This is a genomic window from Occultella gossypii (assembly GCF_019947135.1).
Lineage (GTDB): Bacteria > Actinomycetota > Actinomycetes > Actinomycetales > Beutenbergiaceae > Occultella > Occultella gossypii.
Window position 1 is genome coordinate 58,971 of the sequence record NZ_JAGSHT010000009.1, and the last position, 20,123, is coordinate 79,093.

At 70.5% G+C, this 20,123-nt stretch carries 17 protein-coding genes and 2 tRNA genes; 10 read left to right on the plus strand and 9 right to left on the minus strand.

Features of this window, described 5'->3' with window-relative positions:
• Positions 1 to 5 precede the first annotated feature (5 nt).
• Positions 6 to 78: transfer RNA gene (locus KCQ71_RS08720), tRNA-Lys, on the minus strand.
• A 100-nt stretch (positions 79 to 178) separates the two neighbouring features.
• Here KCQ71_RS08720 and KCQ71_RS08725 point away from each other — a divergent pair.
• Complete coding sequence (locus KCQ71_RS08725) at positions 179 to 655, plus strand: peroxiredoxin (protein ID WP_223404898.1); 477 nt, start codon at positions 179 to 181, stop codon at positions 653 to 655.
• A 35-nt stretch (positions 656 to 690) separates the two neighbouring features.
• On the opposite strand, the gene KCQ71_RS08730 is transcribed toward KCQ71_RS08725, so the two are convergent.
• Entirely contained in the window at positions 691 to 1,377 is a 687-nt protein-coding gene (locus KCQ71_RS08730; RefSeq protein WP_223404899.1) for an HAD family hydrolase, read from the minus strand.
• Positions 1,378 to 1,421: 44 nt separating this feature from the next.
• Here KCQ71_RS08730 and KCQ71_RS08735 point away from each other — a divergent pair.
• Positions 1,422 to 1,506 (plus strand) — tRNA-Leu (locus tag KCQ71_RS08735).
• A 15-nt stretch (positions 1,507 to 1,521) separates the two neighbouring features.
• Here KCQ71_RS08735 and KCQ71_RS08740 read toward each other — a convergent pair.
• The 7 genes from KCQ71_RS08740 to KCQ71_RS08770 all read right to left on the minus strand — a co-directional run bounded on the left by KCQ71_RS08740 (position 1,522) and on the right by KCQ71_RS08770 (position 9,071).
• Complete coding sequence (locus KCQ71_RS08740) at positions 1,522 to 2,208, minus strand: endonuclease III domain-containing protein (RefSeq protein ID WP_223404901.1); 687 nt, start codon at positions 2,206 to 2,208, stop codon at positions 1,522 to 1,524.
• Between the two features lie 49 nt (positions 2,209 to 2,257).
• Entirely contained in the window at positions 2,258 to 3,505 is a 1,248-nt protein-coding gene (locus KCQ71_RS08745; protein WP_223404903.1) for an ROK family transcriptional regulator, read from the minus strand.
• A gap of 83 nt (positions 3,506 to 3,588) precedes the next feature.
• Entirely contained in the window at positions 3,589 to 4,398 is an 810-nt protein-coding gene (locus KCQ71_RS08750; protein WP_223404905.1) for an ABC transporter ATP-binding protein, read from the minus strand.
• On the minus strand, positions 4,395 to 5,309 hold the full coding sequence (locus tag KCQ71_RS08755; RefSeq protein WP_372453974.1) for an ABC transporter ATP-binding protein: 915 nt from the start codon (positions 5,307 to 5,309) through the stop codon (positions 4,395 to 4,397). Before KCQ71_RS08755 ends, KCQ71_RS08750 begins: the two co-directional genes overlap by 4 nt.
• On the minus strand, positions 5,306 to 6,265 hold the full coding sequence (locus KCQ71_RS08760; RefSeq protein ID WP_223404907.1) for an ABC transporter permease: 960 nt from the start codon (positions 6,263 to 6,265) through the stop codon (positions 5,306 to 5,308). Before KCQ71_RS08760 ends, KCQ71_RS08755 begins: the two co-directional genes overlap by 4 nt.
• 8 nt (positions 6,266 to 6,273) lie before the next feature.
• Positions 6,274 to 7,263, minus strand: coding sequence for an ABC transporter permease (locus tag KCQ71_RS08765; protein WP_223404909.1), 990 nt, complete (start codon positions 7,261 to 7,263; stop codon positions 6,274 to 6,276).
• 110 nt (positions 7,264 to 7,373) lie between these two features.
• The gene (locus KCQ71_RS08770) at positions 7,374 to 9,071 is read right to left on the minus strand and encodes an ABC transporter substrate-binding protein (protein WP_223404911.1); all 1,698 of its coding nucleotides are present in this window, start codon (positions 9,069 to 9,071) and stop codon (positions 7,374 to 7,376) included.
• Between the two features lie 351 nt (positions 9,072 to 9,422).
• On the opposite strand from KCQ71_RS08770, the gene KCQ71_RS08775 reads away from it, so the two are divergent.
• The 8 genes from KCQ71_RS08775 to KCQ71_RS08810 all read left to right on the plus strand — a co-directional run bounded on the left by KCQ71_RS08775 (position 9,423) and on the right by KCQ71_RS08810 (position 20,099).
• The gene (locus KCQ71_RS08775) at positions 9,423 to 11,915 is read left to right on the plus strand and encodes a glycoside hydrolase family 2 protein (protein WP_223404912.1); all 2,493 of its coding nucleotides are present in this window, start codon (positions 9,423 to 9,425) and stop codon (positions 11,913 to 11,915) included.
• A gap of 10 nt (positions 11,916 to 11,925) precedes the next feature.
• Entirely contained in the window at positions 11,926 to 12,768 is an 843-nt protein-coding gene (locus KCQ71_RS08780; protein ID WP_223404914.1) for a LacI family DNA-binding transcriptional regulator, read from the plus strand.
• Positions 12,769 to 12,832: 64 nt separating this feature from the next.
• Positions 12,833 to 13,372 carry an NUDIX hydrolase family protein gene (locus KCQ71_RS08785; RefSeq protein WP_223404916.1) on the plus strand — a complete coding sequence of 180 codons (540 nt, stop codon included), beginning with the start codon at positions 12,833 to 12,835 and terminating at the stop codon, positions 13,370 to 13,372.
• A gap of 1 nt (position 13,373) precedes the next feature.
• Positions 13,374 to 13,763, plus strand: coding sequence for a DUF3054 domain-containing protein (locus KCQ71_RS08790; RefSeq protein ID WP_223404918.1), 390 nt, complete (start codon positions 13,374 to 13,376; stop codon positions 13,761 to 13,763).
• Between the two features lie 181 nt (positions 13,764 to 13,944).
• Positions 13,945 to 16,887, plus strand: a complete 2,943-nt coding sequence (locus KCQ71_RS27575; protein ID WP_223404920.1) for an alpha-L-rhamnosidase-related protein — start codon at positions 13,945 to 13,947, stop codon at positions 16,885 to 16,887.
• Complete coding sequence (locus tag KCQ71_RS08800; RefSeq protein WP_223404922.1) at positions 16,884 to 17,363, plus strand: GNAT family N-acetyltransferase; 480 nt, start codon at positions 16,884 to 16,886, stop codon at positions 17,361 to 17,363. Before KCQ71_RS27575 ends, KCQ71_RS08800 begins: the two co-directional genes overlap by 4 nt.
• A gap of 85 nt (positions 17,364 to 17,448) precedes the next feature.
• Positions 17,449 to 18,420 (plus strand): TIGR03885 family FMN-dependent LLM class oxidoreductase, encoded by a 972-nt coding sequence (locus tag KCQ71_RS08805; protein ID WP_223404924.1) that lies wholly within the window; start codon positions 17,449 to 17,451, stop codon positions 18,418 to 18,420.
• Positions 18,417 to 20,099, plus strand: a complete 1,683-nt coding sequence (locus KCQ71_RS08810) for an alpha-amylase family protein (protein ID WP_223404926.1) — start codon at positions 18,417 to 18,419, stop codon at positions 20,097 to 20,099. Before KCQ71_RS08805 ends, KCQ71_RS08810 begins: the two co-directional genes overlap by 4 nt.
• The last annotated feature ends 24 nt before the right edge of the window (positions 20,100 to 20,123 follow it).

The following is a 20,123-nucleotide window of genomic DNA, read 5'->3' on the forward strand; positions in this document are numbered from 1 at the left end:
GGCGGTACACCCCCTGGGACTCGAACCCAGAACCCAGTGATTAAGAGTCACTTGCTCTGCCAATTGAGCTAGAGGTGCTTGCGGTGGACGATATTACCAGCCTGTGAGCGTCCGGGGCCAACCGGCCGAAGGGGGCCTAACCTGTCCGGAACGGCACCCGACACGGAGGTTCACACCCATGGCGCGACTCACTCCCGGCCAGACCGCACCCGACTTCACCCTGCCTACCGCGGACGGCGGCTCGCTCAGCCTCACCGAGGTCCTCCCGACCGCCGAGAACGGCGTGATCGTTTACTTCTACCCCGCTGCGGGCACCCCCGGATGCACCAAGGAAGCGTGCGATTTCCGCGACTCGTTGGCCTCCCTCCAGGGCGCCGGGTACGCCGTCGTGGGCGTCTCCCCCGACCCCGTGACCAAGCTCGCAAGCTTCGTCGAGGCCGAGTCCCTGACGTTCCCGCTGGTCAGTGACGTTGAACACACCACGCTCGAGGCGTACGGCGCATGGGGCGAGAAGAAGAACTACGGACGCACCTACACGGGCGTGATCCGCTCCACGGTCGTGGTCGCTCCGGACGGAACCGTGGCCCTCGCCCAGTACAACGTGAAGGCGACCGGGCACGTGGCGAAGCTGCGCCGCGACCTGAAGATCGACTGAGCCCGCGTGCGCGGCGGCACGGACCCGTGCGTCCGTCAGTCGCGCGCAGCCCAGTCCCGAACGTCGCGGTACAGCTCGACGAACGTGGCCGTCGTCCGCGAACTGCGCCCTCGGTGCAGGTCGAACCGGTCGATGTGGAAGGCCGCGCACCCGAGGGCCAGGGCGGGTCCGACGTCGTTCGCCCAGACATCGCCGATGCTCAGGAGCCGGTCCGGTCGGCCATCCAGGTCTGCCTCGGTCAGCAGCCGACCGAGCAGGGCGGGCATCGCTGCGGGCTTGCCGGCGTCGGTGATCACGGCGCCCAGTCGGTCGGCGAGCCCCACCTCGTCGAGCCACCCGAACACGCCGGTGCCCGGGGCGTTGGTCAGCAGCACCGTCCGCACACCGGCGGCTCGGACGCCGTCCAGGAGTTCGCCCAGTCCGGGTGGCGGGGCCACCTCGCCCTCGCCGGCGTCGAGCCGCTTCCGGGAAGCCAGGTACGCGGCCGACATCGATGCACGATCGAGGCCGGCGGCGAACCCCAGCGCGTGCACAGCCTGATAGCCGTCCTGGGCGTCGCCCGGCCGCGAGCGTCCGGCGAGGAAGTCCTCCGCGCCGGCGACGATCTGCTCCCCCCACGGAGCCGACACCCGCCACGCCACCTCTTGCGCGTACAACCGCACCGGGTCGTCGCCGAGGCGGACGGTGCCATCGAAGTCCAGTACGAGGGTGGGGGTGGGCACGTCGATTCCTCCGTCAGGTCGGGCGGCACATAGGCTAGGGGTGGGCGCGAGTGGCGTAATTGGCAGCCGCGCAGGATTTAGGTTCCTGTGCCTTCGGGCGTGTGGGTTCGAGTCCCATCTCGCGCACCAGTGGCTGCGCCGCACTCAGGCGGGCGGCGCGACAGCCGCCCGCCCGGGCTTGGCGCGGGCCTTGAGCTCGGCGGCCTGCTGCGCCTTGGTGGCGGCGAAGGAGCAGATCGGGCAGGTCGCGAACACATGCCGTTGCGCGGGGCAGTACTCGCGGCCGAAATAGATGATCTGCAGGTGCCGCCGGTTCCAGGTCTCACGCGGGAACGCCTTCTTGAGATCGGTCTCGACGCGCTCGACCGTCGTACCGCGGGACAGTCCCCACCGCCGGGCGAGCCGGAAGATGTGGGTGTCGATCGGGAACGCGGGCACGCCGAACGCCTGCGCCATCACCACGCTCGCGGTCTTGTGCCCGACCCCGGCAAGACCCTCGAGGAAGTCCCACTCGGGCACCAGCTCGCCGCCGGCGTCGACGATCTGACCGGCCGCCGTCCAGAGGTTGCGGGCCTTGGTCGGTGCGAGTCCGACCTCCCGGATCAGCTCAAGGATCCGCTCCGACCCCAACGCGTACATCTGCGCGGGCGTGGAGGCCTCCGCGAACAGTGCCGGGGTGACCTCGTTGACCTTCTTGTCCGTGGTCTGTGCCGACAGGGCGACGGCGACCAGGAGCGTGTACGGATTGACATGATCCAGCGGGATCGGGGGCTCCGGATACAGCCCGTCGAGGATCTCGCCGATACGTGCCACCTTCTCATCGCGTCGCATGCGCTCACGCTAGCGGCAGCCGCTGACACCCGGCCGGTGCGCGGGTCCGTCAGCCGCCGGCCGGAACCGACGACGCCACCGTGTACTCGGCGGGCATCCGCACCGCCGACGGCCTCGGCACCAGCTCGCTCTGAAGCACCAGTGCGGCAGCTCCGATGGCCGCCGCCTCGTGCGCGCTCGAGGACAGGCGCACCCGCAGCCCGTGGCTGCTGCGTGCGAAGAAGGTCCGCTGGAGGTGCTCCTCGATCACCGGCAGGTAGAGGGAGCCCGCCACGGCGAAAGCCGGACCGGTGAGCACGATGTGGTCGAGGTCCATCACGGCGGCCAGCGTCTGGGCCGCCACCGCCAGGTACCGAGCGGAGAACGTCAACAGCGAGGACGCCACGGCGTCGCCGCGCAGCGCGGCGCGAGCCAGGGTGCCGAAGTCCTCGGTCGCCGGTCGGCCGGCCGGCCCCAGATCGACCCCGCGCGCCCTCGCGGCCGCCACGACCGCGGCGGGGCCGGCGACCGCTTCGACGCACCCGCGGGCACCACACCAGCACTCCGGCCCGGTCAGATCGACGCACACGTGCCCGATCTCCCCGGCATTGGAACTGGACCCACGGTAGACGGAGCCGTCGACGAGGACGCCCGCGCCGACCCCGGCGGCCATGTGGAGGGCGCCGAACGACGATGTCGACTCGATCCCACCCGACCAGTACTCCCCCACCGCGGCGGCGGTTGCGTCGTTGTCCAGCAGGACCGGCATCCCGAGCGCCGACTCCAGTGCGTCCACCAGCGCGAACCCGGCGAGCCTCGCCGGCTCGGGCGTCGTCGTCCAGGCGGCGGCCGGGTAGGACAACGGCCCAGGGCCGACTACCCCGACGCCGAGGACCCGGTCCCGTTCCACGTCGACGCGGTGCATCATGTCGTCGACCTCACGCGCGACCCGGTCCACGATCTCCTCGGCGGCGTCGCTCCCGGTGCCGGCGGTCCGCCACCTGGTCACCACACCGCCGCCAAGGTTCGCGATCACGTAGGTGATGCCGCCGATGTCCAGGTGCACCCCCACCGCGAACCGGGCCAGCGGCTCCAGCCGCAGCAGGGTCCGTGGTTTCCCACCGGTGGACTCGGCGCGACCGACTTCGACGATCAGGCCCTCGTCGATCAGCCGTCGGACCACGGTCGAGACGGTCGCGCCGGTCAGCCCGGTGGCACGGGTCAACTCGACCCGGCTGATCGTGCCTGCGGCACGGACGACGTCGAGGATCGCCGATCGGCTGCGCGTCTGCTGCGCCCCGCCACCATCCGTGCTCATCGTGCGACTCCTCGTTCTGCCCGTCTCCGTCTACCCCCAGTCTCCCCCGTCCCCGACCGGGGCGACGGCGTAACGTGCGGCCGTCATGGGCCGGCCAGTTCCCGGAGCCGCCGCTCGGGATCGGGAGCCGCCGCACGGAGCAGCTTGGTGTACTCGTGCTGCGGATCGAGGATGACGTCATCGGCTGGGCCCCGCTCGACCACGCTGCCTCGGTACATCACCAGGATCTCGTCCGAGAAGTGCCGCGCGGTCGCGAGATCATGAGTGATGTAGAGGACGCCGAGCTGCTCTTCGCGCTGCAGTTCCGACAGCAGGTTGAGGACCCCCAGCCGGATCGACACGTCGAGCATCGAGACGGGCTCGTCCGCGATGAGGATGCCGGGCCCCGGTGCGAGGGCCCGCGCGATCGCGACCCGCTGCCGCTGCCCGCCGGACAACTCGTGCGGGCGCCGTTGTGCGAACTCCTCGACCGGGTCGAGCCGGACCCGGGCCAGCAGTTCGTGGACGCGGTCGAGGACCGCGGTGCGGCCGAGCCCGGGATGATGGAGCGTGACCGGCCGGGCGAGGTGATGCGCCACAGAGTGGTACGGGTTGAGTGACGCGAACGGATCCTGGAACACCATCTGCACGGCGCCCCGGTAGGCGCGCCCGGCGGCGCCGCGCTCGGGCAGGTTCTTCCCGTCCAGGAGGATCCGACCGGAGGTCGGGCGCTCGAGCCGGAGCAGGAGTTTCGCGACCGTCGACTTGCCGGATCCCGACTGGCCGACGAGCGCCGTCGTCCGCCCGGGCTCGAGAGTGAAGCTGACATCGTCGACGGCGCGCAGGGTCGAGTGCCGAAGCCCGCTGCGAAGCCGGTACTCCTTGACGACCTCACGTAGCTCGAGCGTGGTCACAGGGCCACCTCCACGTTCTCCCGCGGACCGGCTCCGGCGCCGGTGCGGATAAAGTCACCGCGCGTCCCGGTGAGGCTGGGGAACGAGCGGAGCAGCGCCTTGGTGTACTCGTGCTGCGGATCGGTGTAGAGGGTGCGGGCGTCCGCGATCTCGACGATGCGCCCCTCGCGCATGACGGCTATCCGGTCGCTGATCTCGAGCAGCAACGGCAGGTCGTGGGTGATGAACACGACGGCGAACCCGAGTTCCTCGCGCAGGCGGGTCAGTTCCTGCAGGATCTCCCGCTGCACGACGACGTCGAGCGCCGTCGTCGGTTCGTCCATCAGCAGCACCTGCGGGTCGAGTGCGAGCGCCATCGCGATCATGACCCGCTGCCGCATCCCGCCGGACAGTTCGTGAGGGTAGGACGACAGCCGGTCCGGGTCGACGCCTACCCGCTCCAGCAGCTCCGCACTGCGCCGTCTGCGCGTGCGGCGGTCGAGGTCCGGGCGGTGGGTGGTGAACACGTCCTCGAGCTGGTCGCGGATCCGGATCACGGGGTTGAGCGAGTTCATCGCGCCCTGGAACACCATCGCGATCTTGTCCCAGCGGAACGCCCGCAGGTCCTCGCCGTGCAGGTTCCCGAGGTCGATGGCGTGACCCTCGCGGGAGTGGAACAGCACCCGGCCGCCGACGATCGCGGCCGGCGGCTTGAGGAGCCGGGTGACGGCGTAGGCGAGCGTGCTCTTGCCGCAGCCGCTCTCGCCCGCCAGCCCGAGCACCTCGCCCCGGTGCAGGGTGAGCGACACCTTCCGGACGGCATGCACGGGCTCGGCCACGAGGTAGTCGACGCTCACCGAGTCGATCTCCAGCACGATGGGGCGGTAGCCGCGCCCGGACAGGTTCTCCGGCACCGACGGGGTCTCGCTCACTGGACCTCCTCCTCGCTCTCGCGCAACTGCTCCTTCGTCATCCGCCAGCGCTTGCGCTGTTCACGGGTGCCGTCCCGGAGCTTCGGGTTGATGATGCCGTCGATGGCGAAGTTGATGAGCGCGAGCGCGGCGCCGAACACGGCGAGCATCAGACCGGGTGGGACGAACCACCACCAGGCGCCGAGCCGCAGCGCCAGGCCGTTCTGCGCGTAGTACAGCATCGTGCCCCAGGTGAAGGACCCGGTGGCCCCGAGCCCGAGGAAGGACAGCCCCGCCTCGCCGAGGATCCCGAAGATCACGGCGAAGACCACCTGGGAGGCGAGCAGCGGCACCAGGTTGGGCAGGATCTCGACCGTGAGGATGCGCCACGACGACTCGCCGCTGACCCGCGAGGCGAGCACGTAGTCGCGGTTCCGCACGCTCAGCGTGAAGCCCCGCAGGACGCGCGCCGAGCCGGCCCAGCTCGTGATGGCGAGCACGATTGCGACCATCCAGACGCTCTTCTGCGTCACGTAGCTGGAGATCACGATCACGAGCGGGAGTCCGGGGATGACGAGCATCACGTTCGTGAACAGGGAGAACGCCTCGTCGGTCCAGCCACCGGCGAAGGCCCCGACCACCCCGAAGAACGAGGAGAGCAGCAGCGTCAGGACGCCGACCACCAGGCCGATCAGTAGCGAGCCACGGGTGGCGTGGGCGAGTTGGGCGAAGACGTCCTGACCGGTCTGGGTGGTTCCCAGCCAGAACTCCGACGACGGTGGTGTCATGCCGATGTTGCGCACCTCCGACGGGCTGCCCACCAGCAGCGGACCGAGCGTGCCGAAGAGGACGATCACGATCGTGATGGCGAGCCCGACGCCGAGCTTGGGCGTCATAGGCGGCAGGGTCCGGCGGCGGCGCGGTTGGGTCGTGGCCGCGGCGGCAGCGAGGGCCGGGTCCTGGGTGGCGGTCGACATGGCAGCTCCTAGGCGCGGGCCCGCGTGCGCGGGTCGATGACGGTGTAGAGGAGGTCGACGAGCAGGTTCGCGCCGAGCACGGAGATCGTGACGACCAGGAAGATCCCCTGCATCAGCGCGTAGTCGGCGTTGTTGACCGAGGACAGCAGGGCTGACCCGATGCCGGGGTAGGAGAACACCGACTCGGTGACGACCGAGCCCGCGACCACGAATCCGAGCGAGATCGCGAAACCCGCGACCGAGGGCAGCACAGCGTTCCTCGCCGCGTAGGTGAGACGGATCCGGGAGGGCCGCAGCCCCTTCGCCTCGGCGGTCAGGATGTAGTCCTCGGAGAGCGTGGACACCATCATGTTGCGCATCCCGAGCATCCAGCCACCCACGGATGAGATGACGATCGTCAGCGCGGGCAGCGTGCCGTAGTAGACGACCGAGCTCACGAAGTCCCAGGTCCATCCGGGCGACGTCGTGTAGATGTCGTAGCCGCCGTTGAGCGGGAAGACCTGCCACACGCTGCCCAGCAGGAACAGCAGCACGAGCGCGAGCCAGAAGTACGGGATGGATTGGAGCAGTGTCAGCGAGGGGACCATGTTGTCGATCCAGGACCCGCGCTTCCAGCCGGCGAGCATGCCCAGGCCGACGCCGATGACGAAGGAGATGAGCGTGGACAGCCCGACGAGTGCGACCGTCCAGGGCAGGGTCTGGCCGATCACGTCGACCACGGGTGTCGGGAAGTACGCGACCGAGACACCCAGATCACCTCGGAAGATCTGCTGGAGGTAGTCGATGTACTGCTGCCAGATCGGCACCGAGGAGTCCATCCCCAGCAGCAGCTCGATGGCGTGCCGGGTGGCCGGGGTCACCTCGCCACGCTGGGCGAGCTTGGAGACCATGATGTCGACCGGGTTCCCGGGCATCCACCGGGGCAGGAAGAAGTTGAGGGTCAGCGCCGCCCAGAGGGCGACGAGGTAGAATCCGAGCTTCTGCCACAGGAATCTCACGTACGGGCCCTTCGCGGTCGGGACGACGGTGTGGGTGGGACCGGGGATGCCGGCCGAGCCGTTCGAGCTCGACCGGCACCTCCGGTTCCGCCGGGTTCACTGGACCGAGGTCACTCGGCCGGGACGATCCGCTGCAGCACGATGCCGGCGTCCCACGCCTTCCAGGTGGCGGGCATCGCGTAGGGGTCCTCGTTCGTGGGCCAGCCGGTGACCCGTGAGGTGTTGAACTCGGTGAGCATCGAGTTCACGTAGATCGGGATGTAGGGCAGGTCCCGGACGATCTCCTCCTGGACGATCGCGTACTGCTCGGCCTGCACCGTCTGGTCCGCCGTTGCGGCCGCGGTCTCCAGCGCCGCGTCGACGACGGGGTTGCTGTAGCGCGCGAAGTTGCCCGAGGTCGCCGCCTGGCCGACCGGCACCGTGTTCACCGAGTGGTACTTGCCGATATAGGTGAAGTAGGGGTTGCTCGAGGCGCCCAGACCGATCGAGTCCAGGGAGAGCTGGAACGTGCCCTGGGTCTGCGAGTCGTTCCACTCGTTCCAGGCCACCTGGGTCGGGATCAGCTCGATACCCACGGCGGCGAGCTGCTGGGTCATCGCGTCGTTGAGCGAGATGAAGTCGCTCCAGCCGGAGACGGTCTGGATGGTCATCGACAGTCGCTCGCCGTCGCGGGTGCGGATGCCGTCGGAGCCCAACTCCCAGCCGGCAGCGTCAAGGACGGAGTTCGCCTCCTCGACGTCGGCGCCGTCCGGCGCGGTCACGTTGTCCGGGTCGGCGATCCAGGAATCGTCGCGGCCCGGGATGAGCAGGGTCGGTGAGGCGGTGCCCGCGAAGCCGCCACCGGCGAGCGTGTTGAGCTGGGTGCGGTCGATCGCCAAATAGATCGCCTGACGCACCGCCGGGTCGGTCTGCGGGCCCTCGCAGCCGAGTTCGGCGCTGGAGCAGGTGAAGATGGAGGCGGTCAGGGCCGGAGTGTTGACGTAGTCGATGTCCTCGTTGTCGGCGATCAGCTGCTCGAGGCCGGGCAGGAACGAGCTCATCCAGTCGATCTGGCCGGCGACGAGTGCGGCGCTGTTCGCGTCCGCGGAGTCGAGCGGCACATAGCGGACCTCGTCGATCGCCGGCGCGCCGTTCCAGTAGTTCTCGTTGCTCCCGAGCACGAACGTCTCGGTCGAGAAGTCCGACACGACGAAGGGGCCGGTGCCGACCGGGTCGGAGTTCACGTTGGTGGTCGGATCGTCGATCGCGGACCAGATGTGCTCGGGGACGATGCCCTGGTTGCCCAGCACGCTGGGCTCCTGCATGAAGGACGTCTCTGGGAACGTGAGCACGACCGTCGTGTCGTCGGTCGCCTCGGCCGTGGCCGAGTTCCCGCTCGTGTTCAGTTCCGGGGTCTGGCTGATCAGGTTGAACGTGAAAGCGACGTCCGCAGCGGTGAAGGGCTCGCCGTCGGACCACTGCACACCCTCGCGCGTGGTGACCGTCAGCTCGGTGCCGTCATCGTTCCACTCGTACCCGATGGCCAGCATCGGCGTCGGGTCGGCCTCTTCGGCCAGGTTGTACCAGTAGAGCGTCTCGAAGATGACGCCGCGGGTCGGCTGCAGGGCGGTCGGTGAGAACGGGTTCCAGTTCTCGACGATCTCGCCGAACGAAACGCTGATCGAGGTGGTGCCGTCACCGGTGTCACCGGCGGCTTCGTCCTCGGGTTCGTCGGCGGAACAGGCCGCCAACGTCAGGGTGAGTGCGGCGATGGCCGTTGTGGCCACCAGTGCTTGGCGCCGGGCAGGGCGCCTGGTCCGAAACTTCATCGTTGAGTCCCTCGGTTCGGATCGCCACCACGTCATGGCGATTGGGGTGCGAGCACCCGGAGTGCGGGATCGTCGGTGATCGCAGGACTTTTGTAGTCGACCTAAGTTAGCCACGTCAAGAGGCCGGAGCGAAGCGATTCGATTCGTTCGCACTCGCTCGGGCACTCGACGGAGTGACAGTGTTTCCCGTAAATCTGCGGCTCACCGAATCCGTCACCTCTCGCAACCACCCGGCCAGGTTGACGATCTTCGTTCGGTAGTCTAAGAATCTCTACTGATCGCCACTGCCGGCTGTGCAACGATGACGTTCGGCCGCCGACCCGTGAACCCTTGTCCCCGGAGGACTCTCGAATGCGCACACGCGACCTGCACGACGGCTGGCTCCTTCGCGCCCGGGGTGCGTCCGTCCCCGAGCGGCTGCGCGACCTCGACATTCCGGTGGCGATCCCCGGGACCTCGCACACCGCCCTGCTGGACGCCGGCCTCATCCAGGACCCCTACGTCGGCCTCAACGAACAGGACGTCGCCTGGATGCACCGGGCCGACTGGCGCTTCGCCCTGGCCCTTGACGAGCCGCCGGCCGAGTCGCGCGAGCGCGTCGACCTCGTGTTCGACGGCATCGACACGGTGGCCACGGTGCGGCTGGGCGGGCACGTGCTCGGCCACACCCGCAACATGCACCGCAGTCACCGTTTCGACGTCACCGGCCTGATCGGTCACGAGCGCGATCTCGCGGTCGACATCGCCGCGGCACTGACCTACGCAGAGGCGGAGCGGCAGCGGCTCGGCGCCCGGCCGTCCGCCTACGCGCACCCGCTGAACATGGTCCGGAAGATGGCCTGCAGCTTCGGCTGGGACTGGGGACCCGACCTGCAGACCGCCGGCCTGTGGCGCGGCGTGCGGGTGGAACGCTGGCGGGTGGCACGCCTGGCGGGCGTTCGCCCGCTCGTCGGTGTCCGCCCCGACGGCGTCCCGTACGTCCGCGTGCACGTGGACGTCGATCGGACCGGCCTCGAGGAGCCGACCGCGCTCACCGTGCGCGCCCGCGTGGCCGGCATCGAGCGGGAGGCGACGATCCTGCCGGGGGCGACTGCCGCCGTCGTCGAGGTCACCGCACCCGGCGCCGAGCTGTGGTGGCCCGTGGGCCACGGCGACCAGCCGCTGTACCCGCTCGAGGTCGAGCTGACCCTGGGCGCCACCGCCCTGGACTCCTGGCACCGTCGCATCGGGTTCCGCACCGTCGAGATCGACGAGACGCCGGACGCCCACGGCACCCCGTGGACGCTGCGGGTGAACGGTCGCCCGGTGTTCGTCAAGGGTGCGAACTGGATCCCGGACGACCACCTGCTGACCAGGATCACGCGCGACCGGCTCGCCCGGCGCTTCGACCAGGCCGTCGGCGCCAACCTGAACCTGCTGCGGGTGTGGGGCGGCGGCATCTACGAGACCCGCGACTTCTACGAGTTGTGCGACGAGCGCGGCCTGCTCGTGTGGCAGGACTTCCCCCTGGCCTGCTCGGCGTACCCGGAGGAGGAACCGCTCGCCACCGAGCTCGAGGCGGAGGCCCGGGAGAACGTCGCCCGCCTGACCCCGCACCCCAGCCTGGTCGTCTGGAACGGCGGGAACGAGAACATCTGGGGCTACCTCGACTGGGGCTGGCGGGACGTCCTCGACGACGACGCGAGCTGGGGCTACGGCTACGCCACCGAGTTGCTGCCGCGGGTCCTCGCCGAGCTCGACCCGACCCGGCCGTACTCGTGGAACAGTCCGTCCTCGCCCGGCTTCGCGCTGACGGAGCGCCATCCCAACGACCCCGACCACGGAACCCACCACCAGTGGGAGGTGTGGAACCGACTCGACTACACGGCCTACGCCTCGGAGATTCCGAGGTTCTGCTCGGAGTTCGGATTCCAGGGCCCACCGTCCTGGGCGACCCTGGCGCGCGCCGTCGCCCCCGTCGACGGGAACTGGTCGAAGACGGACCCGGTGTTCCTCCTGCACCAGAAGGCGGACGAGGGCAACGAGAAGCTCGATCGTGGCCTGGCGGGCCACCTCGGGATCCCTGCGGACTTCGCCGACTGGCACTGGGCGACCCAGCTCAACCAGGCTCGCGCAGTCGCCTTCGCGGTCGAGCACTACCGGTCCTGGTGGCCGCGCACCGCCGGCGCGATCGTCTGGCAGCTCAACGACTGCTGGCCGGTGACCTCCTGGGCGGCCGTCGACGGCGACGGACGGCGCAAGCCCCTGTGGTACGCGCTGCGGCACGCGTTCGCCGACCGGATGATCGCCGTCGTCGAGCGGGACGGTCAGCGGGCGGTGGCGCTGGTCAACGACACGGATGAGCCATGGTCCGGCACGATGCACATCACCAGGGAAACCTTCGCCGGCGAGGCGCTCGCGGAGCTGCTCGACGACGTGGTCGTCGACGCACGGTCGGTGCGGGTCGTCACCTTGCCGCTCGGCATCGGCACCCCCGAGGACGAGCGTGGCGAGGCGATCGTGGCCCGGCTCGGCTCCGAGCGCGCGGTCCGGTTGTTCGTCGAGGACTTCGAGGCCGCGTTGGCCTTCGATCCGCTCGACGTGACCGTCACCCCGACCAGCGACGGCTACGACGTCACGGTCCGCGCTCGTTCGCTGGCCCGGGACGTGACCCTGCTCGTCGACCGGCTCGACCCGGCGGCACTGGTCGACGACGCGCTGGTGACGCTCCCCGCCGGGGAGTCCGCCACGTTCCGGGTGCACACCGGGGCCGTGCTCGACCAGGCCGCGCTCGCCGGCGGCCCGGTGCTGCGGACCGCGAACGACCTCGTCGACCGAGTGCCGGCGCGGACGGCGCCGGCATAGGGTGAGCCGCGTGACTCAAGGCGTCGGGGCGGTCGGCTTCGTGCTTGCGCGCCCCGCGCGGATGCTCGGCATCGAACCGTTCCACATGGAGCTGATCGCCGGTATCGAGGGGCGCCTGTCCGGCGAGGGCCACTCGCTGCTGCTGCACGTGGTCCCGGACCTCGACGCCGAGATCGCGGCCTACCGCCGGTGGGCCGAGGGCAAGCTCGTCGACGCCGTCATCGTCACCAATCTCCATCGAGTCGATCAGCGACTCGAGGTGCTCGCCGAGATCGACCTACCCACGGTGGTTGTCGGCGGGCCGCGCCGCGACCTGCCGTTCACGAACATCTGGATCGACAACGCCCAGGCGATGCGGGACGCCGTCGCCTACCTCGCCAGCCTCGGACACACCGCCCTGGCCCGAGTGAGCGGGCCGAGCGGACTCGCGCACACCCAGGCCCGCACCGAGGCGTTCCGTGAGGAGTGCGCCGCACGTGGGCTCACCGGCGTGGTCGTGGAGGCGGACTACTCGGAGGAGGGTGGCGCGCGCGCGACCCGGTCCCTGCTCGGCCGGGCGGGCGCGCCGTCGGCGGTCGTCTACGACAACGACGTCATGGCCCTGGCCGGGCTCGGGGTGGCGGCCGAGCTGGATGTCGCGGTGCCGCGCTCGCTGTCGATCCTCGCCTGGGACGACTCGACGCTGTGCCGGCTGGCGTCGCCACCGCTGAGCGTGATGAGCCTGGACGTCTACGGCATGGGCGCGCTGACCGCGGACTGCGTGCTCAACGTCCTGGCCGGTGGCCCGGTGCTCTCGCACGTGGCGCCGCAGCCGCACCTGGTGCCGCGGGGCTCGACGGCGCCGCCCGGCTGACGTCGCAGGAGTGCCCGGGGCGCGCCGGTTAGCACTCACGGCGGCCAGCGGGTACAACTCAAGGGTGAGTGATATCTCTACGGAAGACTTCGGCGGTTGGTTCTCCCCCGAGGACCTCGCCACCGTGCGCCGGCGGATGCCGATCCTGTACGTGGACGCGATCCCGGTCCGCGTGGACGCCGACGGCGTGATCCAACAGGTGGCGCTGCTGCTGCGCACCCCGCGCGAGGGCGGCATCTCCCGCGCCCTGGTCTCGGGCCGGGTGATGTACCACGAGCTGGTCCGGGACGCCCTGGCCCGGCACCTGGACAAGGACCTCGGTCCGATGGCACTGCCCCGGCTGCCGGTCTCGCTGGTGCCGTTCACGGTCGCCGAGTACTTCCCGACCCCGGGCATCACCGCCTACCACGACCCCCGCCAGCATGCGGTCTCGCTCGCCTACATCGTCCCCATCGACGGCGACTGCCAGCCCCAGCAGGACGCGCTCGACATCGGCTGGTTCTCCCCGGAGGAGGTCGTCTCGCCGATGGTGCAGGCGGAGATGGTCGCTGGGCACGGCGCGCTCGTACGCACCGCGCTCGCCACGACCGGTCGCCTGATCTGACGTGACCAAGAGCCCGGCGACGGCGTCGCCTCGCCCCGTCATCGTCGCTGCCGTCGTCGATGTGGTCGCCGTGCTCGTGTTCGCCCTCGCCGGGCGCCGCACCCACCACGACGACGGCGTCTTCGCTGGCCTGCTCGGCACCGCGTGGCCGTTCGGCGTCGCCCTGATCGTCGGCTGGGCGATCGCCCGAGCCTGGCGTTCACCGCTGCGGCTCTGGCCCACCGGGCTGATCGTCTGGGCGGTGACCGTGGCCGGCGGCCTCGGCCTGCGCGCCCTGACGGGTGGCGGCGTGTCCGGGGCATTCCCGGTCGTCACGGCGGGGGTCCTGGCGGTCCTCCTGATCGGCTGGCGCGCCGTCGCCACGCTGCTCGGCAGGCGCCCGGCGAGGTGACCGTGCGGATCCGGTGGGCCATCCCAGGCGAGTGGGCGGCGCTGTCGGCGTCCGCCCTTGGCGGAATGCGGCTCGGGATGGCCACGCCGCCACGACGATGGTTCGACGCGCCGTTCGACCACGGCTGAACCCGCCGTGCGCCTCGCAGGGAGCAACGGCCGGCCTGTGCGAGGATCCTGCGGTGACCTCGACACCGCCGCCGTCCGAGACCGACACGAGCGCGACGTGGCAGCCCGCCACCCGGTGGATCTGGGACGACGGCGAACCCACGCCCCGCAACGCCTGGCGCTGCTTCCGGCGCCGGTTCGCCGCGGACAAGGGTGGCACGGCGCTGCTGCGGGTCACCGCGGACACCCGGTACGTGGTGTTCGTCAACGGCACGCGGATCGGGCACGGGCCGGTGCGCGCGTTCGGAGACCGGTGGCCGGTCGACACCTGGGACATCTGGTGGCACCTACGCGAGTACAAGTGGAACACGGTCGCGGTGCTGGTCGCCCACCACGGGGTCGCCACGTTCCAGTCGCTGCCCGGGCGCGGCGGTCTGCTCGCCGAGCTCGACCTCGGCTGGGGGATCGTCGGCACGGACTCGAAGTGGGAGGTGGCCACGCACGGGGGCCACGACCCGCGCGCGCCCCGGATCAGCCCGCAGCTGGCGTTCACCGAGAACGTCGACGGCGCGTGGCAGCCCGACTGGACCGACGGCGGCGACGCCCACGAGGGCACCTACCCGAACGGTGTCGAGGCCGGGTGGGCGCCCGCCACGGAGATCGCCGCACCCGGCGAAGGGCCCTGGAGCACGCTGGTTCCCCGGTCGATCCCGCCGTTGCAGGAGGAGATCGTCGCACCCGTGGCGGTGCGCTCCGTCGAGCGGGTCCGCCAGTGGGCGGAGAGCTGGACGGTGGACGTCCGGGCGACCTTCGACCCCACCTCGCCCGCCCACGCGAACCCGAGCGCGTACGGCGGCTACCTGCTCACCGCACTCACACTCGCGGAGCAGGGTCCCGCCCGCCCGGTGACCGTCGGCCTGCCGCTGACCACCACGCTCCCCCGGCTCCGCGGCATCGCCGTGGACGGGCGCCACTGGGACATCGAGGAGCTGGCGCCCGGGCCGGCGGACCTGCGCACCCTCGACCTCGAGCTGGACGCCGGCCCGCACTGGCTCGCCCTCGACGTGAGCATGTACGACCACGGCTACCCGCTGCCGCTGCTCCTCGACGGTGCGGATCTGACCCACCCGTGGGACCCCGAGGCACCCACCCCGTTCGTAGCGCTCGGCCCGATCGGCGACCCGAACCCCGCCTTCGACCGGCCGCTGGCCCACCCGACCCGCCCGGAGGTGACGCCCACACCACAGGTGAGCTCCGCCGTCGCCGCGCTCACCGCAACCCGCGACCAGGGCGCCGTGCCCCTGCCGGCAGCCACCATCCCGGCCGCGCTCGTGGCGACCACGAGCGTCTACGGGCAGGTGGTACACCCGCGTGAGCAGGACCCACTCACCGCCGACGTCACCGGGCTGACCCGGGGCGAGCCCGTGGTCCTGCCCGACGGCGGTGACGTCTCGATCGTGCTCGATCTCGGCATCGAGGCATCCGGGTTCGTGATCGTGGACCTGGACGCCCCGGCCGGGACGATCGTGGACGTCTACGGCTTCGAGTACATCGACGGCGTCCGCCGCCAGGAGACCACGGCGATGGACAACACGCTGCGCTACCGCACCCGGGCCGGGCGGCAGCGCTACGAGTCCCCGGTGCGGCGCGGGCTGCGCTACCTGCAGCTCGTGGTGCGTCGCGACGCGGCGGCGCCGGGCCCGGTGACGCTGCACGAGGTCGCCGTCCGCAACTCGCACTACCCCACCGGCCCAGCCGAGGATGCCGGTGAGTTCGCAGCGAGCGATGGCCTGCTCACCGAGATCTGGGAGATGTCCCGGCGCACCGTGATCGCCTGCATGGAGGACACGTTCGTCGACTGCCCGGTCTACGAGCAGGCCTTCTGGGTCGGCGACACCTACTCCAGCGCCCGGTTCGCGTCGTCGCTGTTCGACGTGGCGCCGCTGATCGAGCGCTCGTTGCGACTGGTCCCCGGGTCGAAGGGACAGACCCCGCTGCTCGGCTCCCAGGTGCCGTCCGGGTGGACGAACGTGATCCCGGCGTGGACGTTCTTCTGGGTGCTGGCCTGCGACGAGCACGCCCGGCGCACGGGCGACGCGACCTTCGCCAGGGATCTGTTGCCGGAGGCGGTCGCGGCCCTGGACGCGTTCGCCGAGCATCTCGACGCTAACGGACTGCTCTCCATCGAGGCCTGGAACCTGCTCGACTGGGCGCCGATGGACCAGCCCAACGCCGGGATCGTGACCCACCAGAACGCGCTGTTCGTGATGGCGCTCGACGCCGCGGCCGGCCTGGCCGATCGAGCGCAGCCCGGCGGCGGCGTCGAACTGGCCGGCGATCTGCGGGCACGGGCCGAGGCGTTGCGCGCGGCGATCGCGACCCACCTGTGGTCACCGGAGCGGGAGGCGTTCATCGACGCCATCCACGCCGACGGCGCCCGGTCGGACGTCATCAGCGTGCAGACCCAGATGTTCGCCCACCTGGCCGGCGTCGGCAGTGAGCCACAGCGGAGGCGCACCCGCGCGCTCGTGGTCGATCCGCCGTCGGAACTCGTGCAGATCGGCAGCCCGTGGATGTCGATCTTCCGCTACGACGTGCTCGAGGCCGCGGGCCGCGCGGACGTCGCGCTGGCCGACCTGCGCCGCGACTACGGTGCCATGATCGAGGCCGGAGCCGTGACCTGCTGGGAGATGTTCCCCGCGCCGGACCGGGAGTGGCCTACCCGCAGCCACTGCCACGCCTGGTCGGCCGCACCGGCGTCGTTCCTTCCCGCGGTGGTGCTCGGGATACGGCTGCTCGACGGCGGAACCCGGGTTGAGATCGCGCCGCACCCGGGCGATCTGGTCTGGGCCCGCGGCGCGGTCCCGCTGCCGGGTGGTGGCCGGGTCGAGGTCGCCTGGGCCCGCGACGGCGCAGCCCTGGACCTGCAGGTTGCCGCCCCGACCGGGGTCGAGGTCACCGTCCGCGAGCCGCACGGGTTCACGACGAGCGTGCGGCTCCGGGAGCCGTTGCCGTGAGCGAGACACGGATCCGTCCTGCGCGAGCCGGCGAGGCCGACCTCCTGTCCGACCTGGCTCTGCGGTCCAAGGCGCACTGGGGCTACGACGAAGCGTTCCTGGAGGCCTGCCGGGCCGAACTCACCTACACCGAGGCGCAGATCCGGGCCGGTGGCCTCGTGGTCGCGGCCGGGCAGGATGACCGCCCCGTGGGCTTCTACCGCATCCACGGTGAACCACCCGACGGCGAGCTCGCGGCGCTCTTCGTGGACCCGGTGCGGATCGGCACCGGGGCCGGTGGAGCACTGCTCCGACATGCCCTGGCCGCGGCCGCGGAGGCCGGCTTCGACTCACTCGGGCTGGACGCCGACCCGGACGCGGAAGCCTTCTACGCGCACGCAGGCGCGACAAGAGTCGGCCACACCGCGAGCGGTTCGATCCCCGGCCGCCGGCTGCCCCGGATGCGGTTCGATCTCGGGCCGAGCCAGCTGAACTGACCCCAGGAACGCCCGGCCGGGTGGCGCGCCGTCAGCGGCACCGTCTGCTGTTGCGGAGGGCACCGATCGGGGTTTCGGTTGCCTCATGACACGCATCGGGTTCCATGCAAGCCACGAACAGGCCTCGCCGCGGCAGTTGCTCCGAGACGTGCAGCACGCCGAACGCGTCGGATTCGAGATGGCCATGTGTTCCGACCACATCGCGCCCTGGAGCAGCCGCCAGGGCCACTCCGGCAACACGTGGACCTGGCTGGGAGCCGCGCTCGCACTGACCAGGATCCCGATCGGCAGTCTCGCCATCCCCGGGTCGCGTTATCACCCGGCCGTGCTGGCCCACCAACTGGCGACCCTCGCCCAGATGTTCCCCCACCGGTTCTGGGTCGCGCTGGGCACCGGCGAGGCGTTGAACGAACACATCACCGGCGAGCACTGGCCGCGTAAGGAGGTTCGGGTGCAGCGGCTCGAGGAGAGCGTGGCGATCATCCGCTCCCTGTTGGCCGGCGAGGAGGTCAGCAGCGACGGGCCGGTCCGAGTCGATCGAGCCCGACTCTGGGACCTGCCCGAGGAGCCACCAGGCCTGCTCGCTCCGGCGATCTCGGCAGTCTCTGCGGCGCGGGTCGCCGCCTGGTCCGACGGCCTGGTGACCGTGGTCCAGCCGGTCGACACCCTGCGTGAGGTGGTCGCGGCGTACCGCGGCGCCGGTGGGCGCGGACGGCTGGCACTCCAGTTGCACCTGTCCTGGGCACCCACCGAACAGCAGGCCTTGGCACTGGCACACGACCAGTGGCGGAGCAACGTCTTCGCCCCTCCCGCGCCGGCTGACACCGCGACCACCGAGGCTTTCGACGCGTTCTCCGAGCGGGTCCCACTGGACGCGGTCACGGAGACGGTGCGGGTGTCGGCGGATCTGGGACGGCACCGCGCCTGGATCGGTGAGTATGCCGACCTCGGGTTCGACGACATCTACCTGCACCATGTGGGCCAGGCCCAGGATGCGTTCCTGGACGCATTCGGCGACCAGGTCCTGCCCGCAGTGAGCGAGGGAGGACGGCGATGAGAACGACCCGGACGAGCGACCTGTGGTGGAAGAGCTCGGTGATCTACTGCCTCGACGTGGAGACCTTCCTGGACTCCGACGGTGACGGGACGGGGGACCTGACTGGCCTCGCGCAACGGATCGACTACTTGGCACAGCTCGGGATCAACTGCCTGTGGCTTATGCCCTTCTACCCCAGCCCGGACCGCGATGACGGCTACGACATCACGGACTTCTACGGTGTGGACGCACGGCTCGGCAACCATGGCCAACTCGTGGAGGTGGTGCGGACTGCGCACGATCGCGGGATGCGGGTGATCGCCGATCTCATCATCAACCACACCTCGGACCAGCATCCCTGGTTCCGGTCGGCCCGGCGGAGCAGGAACAGCCGGTACCGGGACTATTACGTCTGGCGGGACACGGAGCCTCCGGACACGAGCGGCGAGGTCGTCTTCCCGGACCAGGAGGAGTCCATCTGGGAACGCGAGGAGAGGACCGAATCGTGGTACCTCCACCACTTCTACCGGCACCAACCGGATCTGAACGTGGCCAACCCGCTGGTGCGCGAGGAGATCTTGCGGATCATCGGGTTCTGGCTGGAACTCGGGATCGACGGCTTCCGGGTCGATGCGGTCCCGTTCTTCATCAAGGACGCCGAGACGCTCGGCGCCCACCCCGATGAGTCGGCGGTCCCGGACGACCCACATCAGATCCTGAGGGAGATCCGCTCCTTCCTGACCCGTCGCAAGGGCTCGGCGATGGTGCTCGGGGAGGTCAACGTCGCCCGTGCGGAGCAGTTGGAGTACTTCGGCGGCGACGACGGGGACGAAGTGACCATGATGTTCGACTTCATCGCCATGCAGGCCCTGTACCTGTCCCTCGCCCGGGGGGATGCGACGCCACTGGCCACGGCCCTCGAGGAGCGGCCGCCGATCCATCCCACCTGCCAGTGGGCCAACTTCCTGCGCAACCACGACGAGCTCACCCTGGACAAGCTGACCGACGAGGAGCGTCAGGAGGTGTTCGCAGCCTTCGGCCCCGAACCGCAGATGCAGCTCTATGGACGTGGTCTCAAGCGCCGGCTGCCGACGATGCTGTCCGGGGACCCACGACGGCTCAGGATGGCCTACAGCCTGATGTTCTCCCTCCCGGGCACACCCACGATCTACTACGGCGAGGAGATCGGGATGGGGGAAGACCTCGCCGCCGAGGGGCGCATGGCCGTGCGTACCCCCATGCAGTGGACCGACGCCCGCAACGGCGGGTTCTCTGCTGCGTCCCCCGGCCGGCTGATCCAGGCCATGGTGCGCGACGGGTACGGCCCGGACCACGTCAACGTCCGCGACCAGCGCCACGACCCCGAATCCATGTGGGCCTTCATGCGGGAGCTGATCGCCGTGCGACGTACCTGCTTCGAGTTGGGCTGGGGTGAATTCTCGGTGCTCACCACCGATGCTCCTCAGGTGTTGGCCCACCGCTGCGACCTGCAGGCCTCGGCCGTGGTGGCGATCCACAACCTCGGGCCCGATCCGGTCACGGTCGAGGTGCCGCTGCCCGACGTCGACGAGCCGGACCAGATCGTCGACCTGCTGGCGCGCGACGGGGTCTCACGAGGTGTCGGCACACTCGAGGTCTCGCTGGGCGGCTACGACTACCGGTGGTACCGGATCGGGGGTGAGGGACTGATGGGGCCCTGATGGCCGGGGCGAGCAGGCGCCGCG

Excerpts from the sequence above, each read along its gene's own strand:
- KCQ71_RS08805 (WP_223404924.1), top strand. The coding sequence starts at position 17,449 with ATGACACGCATCGGGTTCCATGCAAGCCACGAACAGGCCTCGCCGCGG.
- KCQ71_RS08760 (WP_223404907.1), bottom strand. The coding sequence starts at position 6,265 with ATGTCGACCGCCACCCAGGACCCGGCCCTCGCTGCCGCCGCGGCCACG.
- KCQ71_RS08775 (WP_223404912.1), top strand. The coding sequence starts at position 9,423 with ATGCGCACACGCGACCTGCACGACGGCTGGCTCCTTCGCGCCCGGGGT.
- KCQ71_RS08810 (WP_223404926.1), top strand. The coding sequence starts at position 18,417 with ATGAGAACGACCCGGACGAGCGACCTGTGGTGGAAGAGCTCGGTGATC.
- KCQ71_RS08725 (WP_223404898.1), top strand. The coding sequence starts at position 179 with ATGGCGCGACTCACTCCCGGCCAGACCGCACCCGACTTCACCCTGCCT.
- KCQ71_RS08740 (WP_223404901.1), bottom strand. The coding sequence starts at position 2,208 with ATGCGACGCGATGAGAAGGTGGCACGTATCGGCGAGATCCTCGACGGG.
- KCQ71_RS08770 (WP_223404911.1), bottom strand. The coding sequence starts at position 9,071 with ATGAAGTTTCGGACCAGGCGCCCTGCCCGGCGCCAAGCACTGGTGGCC.
- KCQ71_RS08745 (WP_223404903.1), bottom strand. The coding sequence starts at position 3,505 with ATGAGCACGGATGGTGGCGGGGCGCAGCAGACGCGCAGCCGATCGGCG.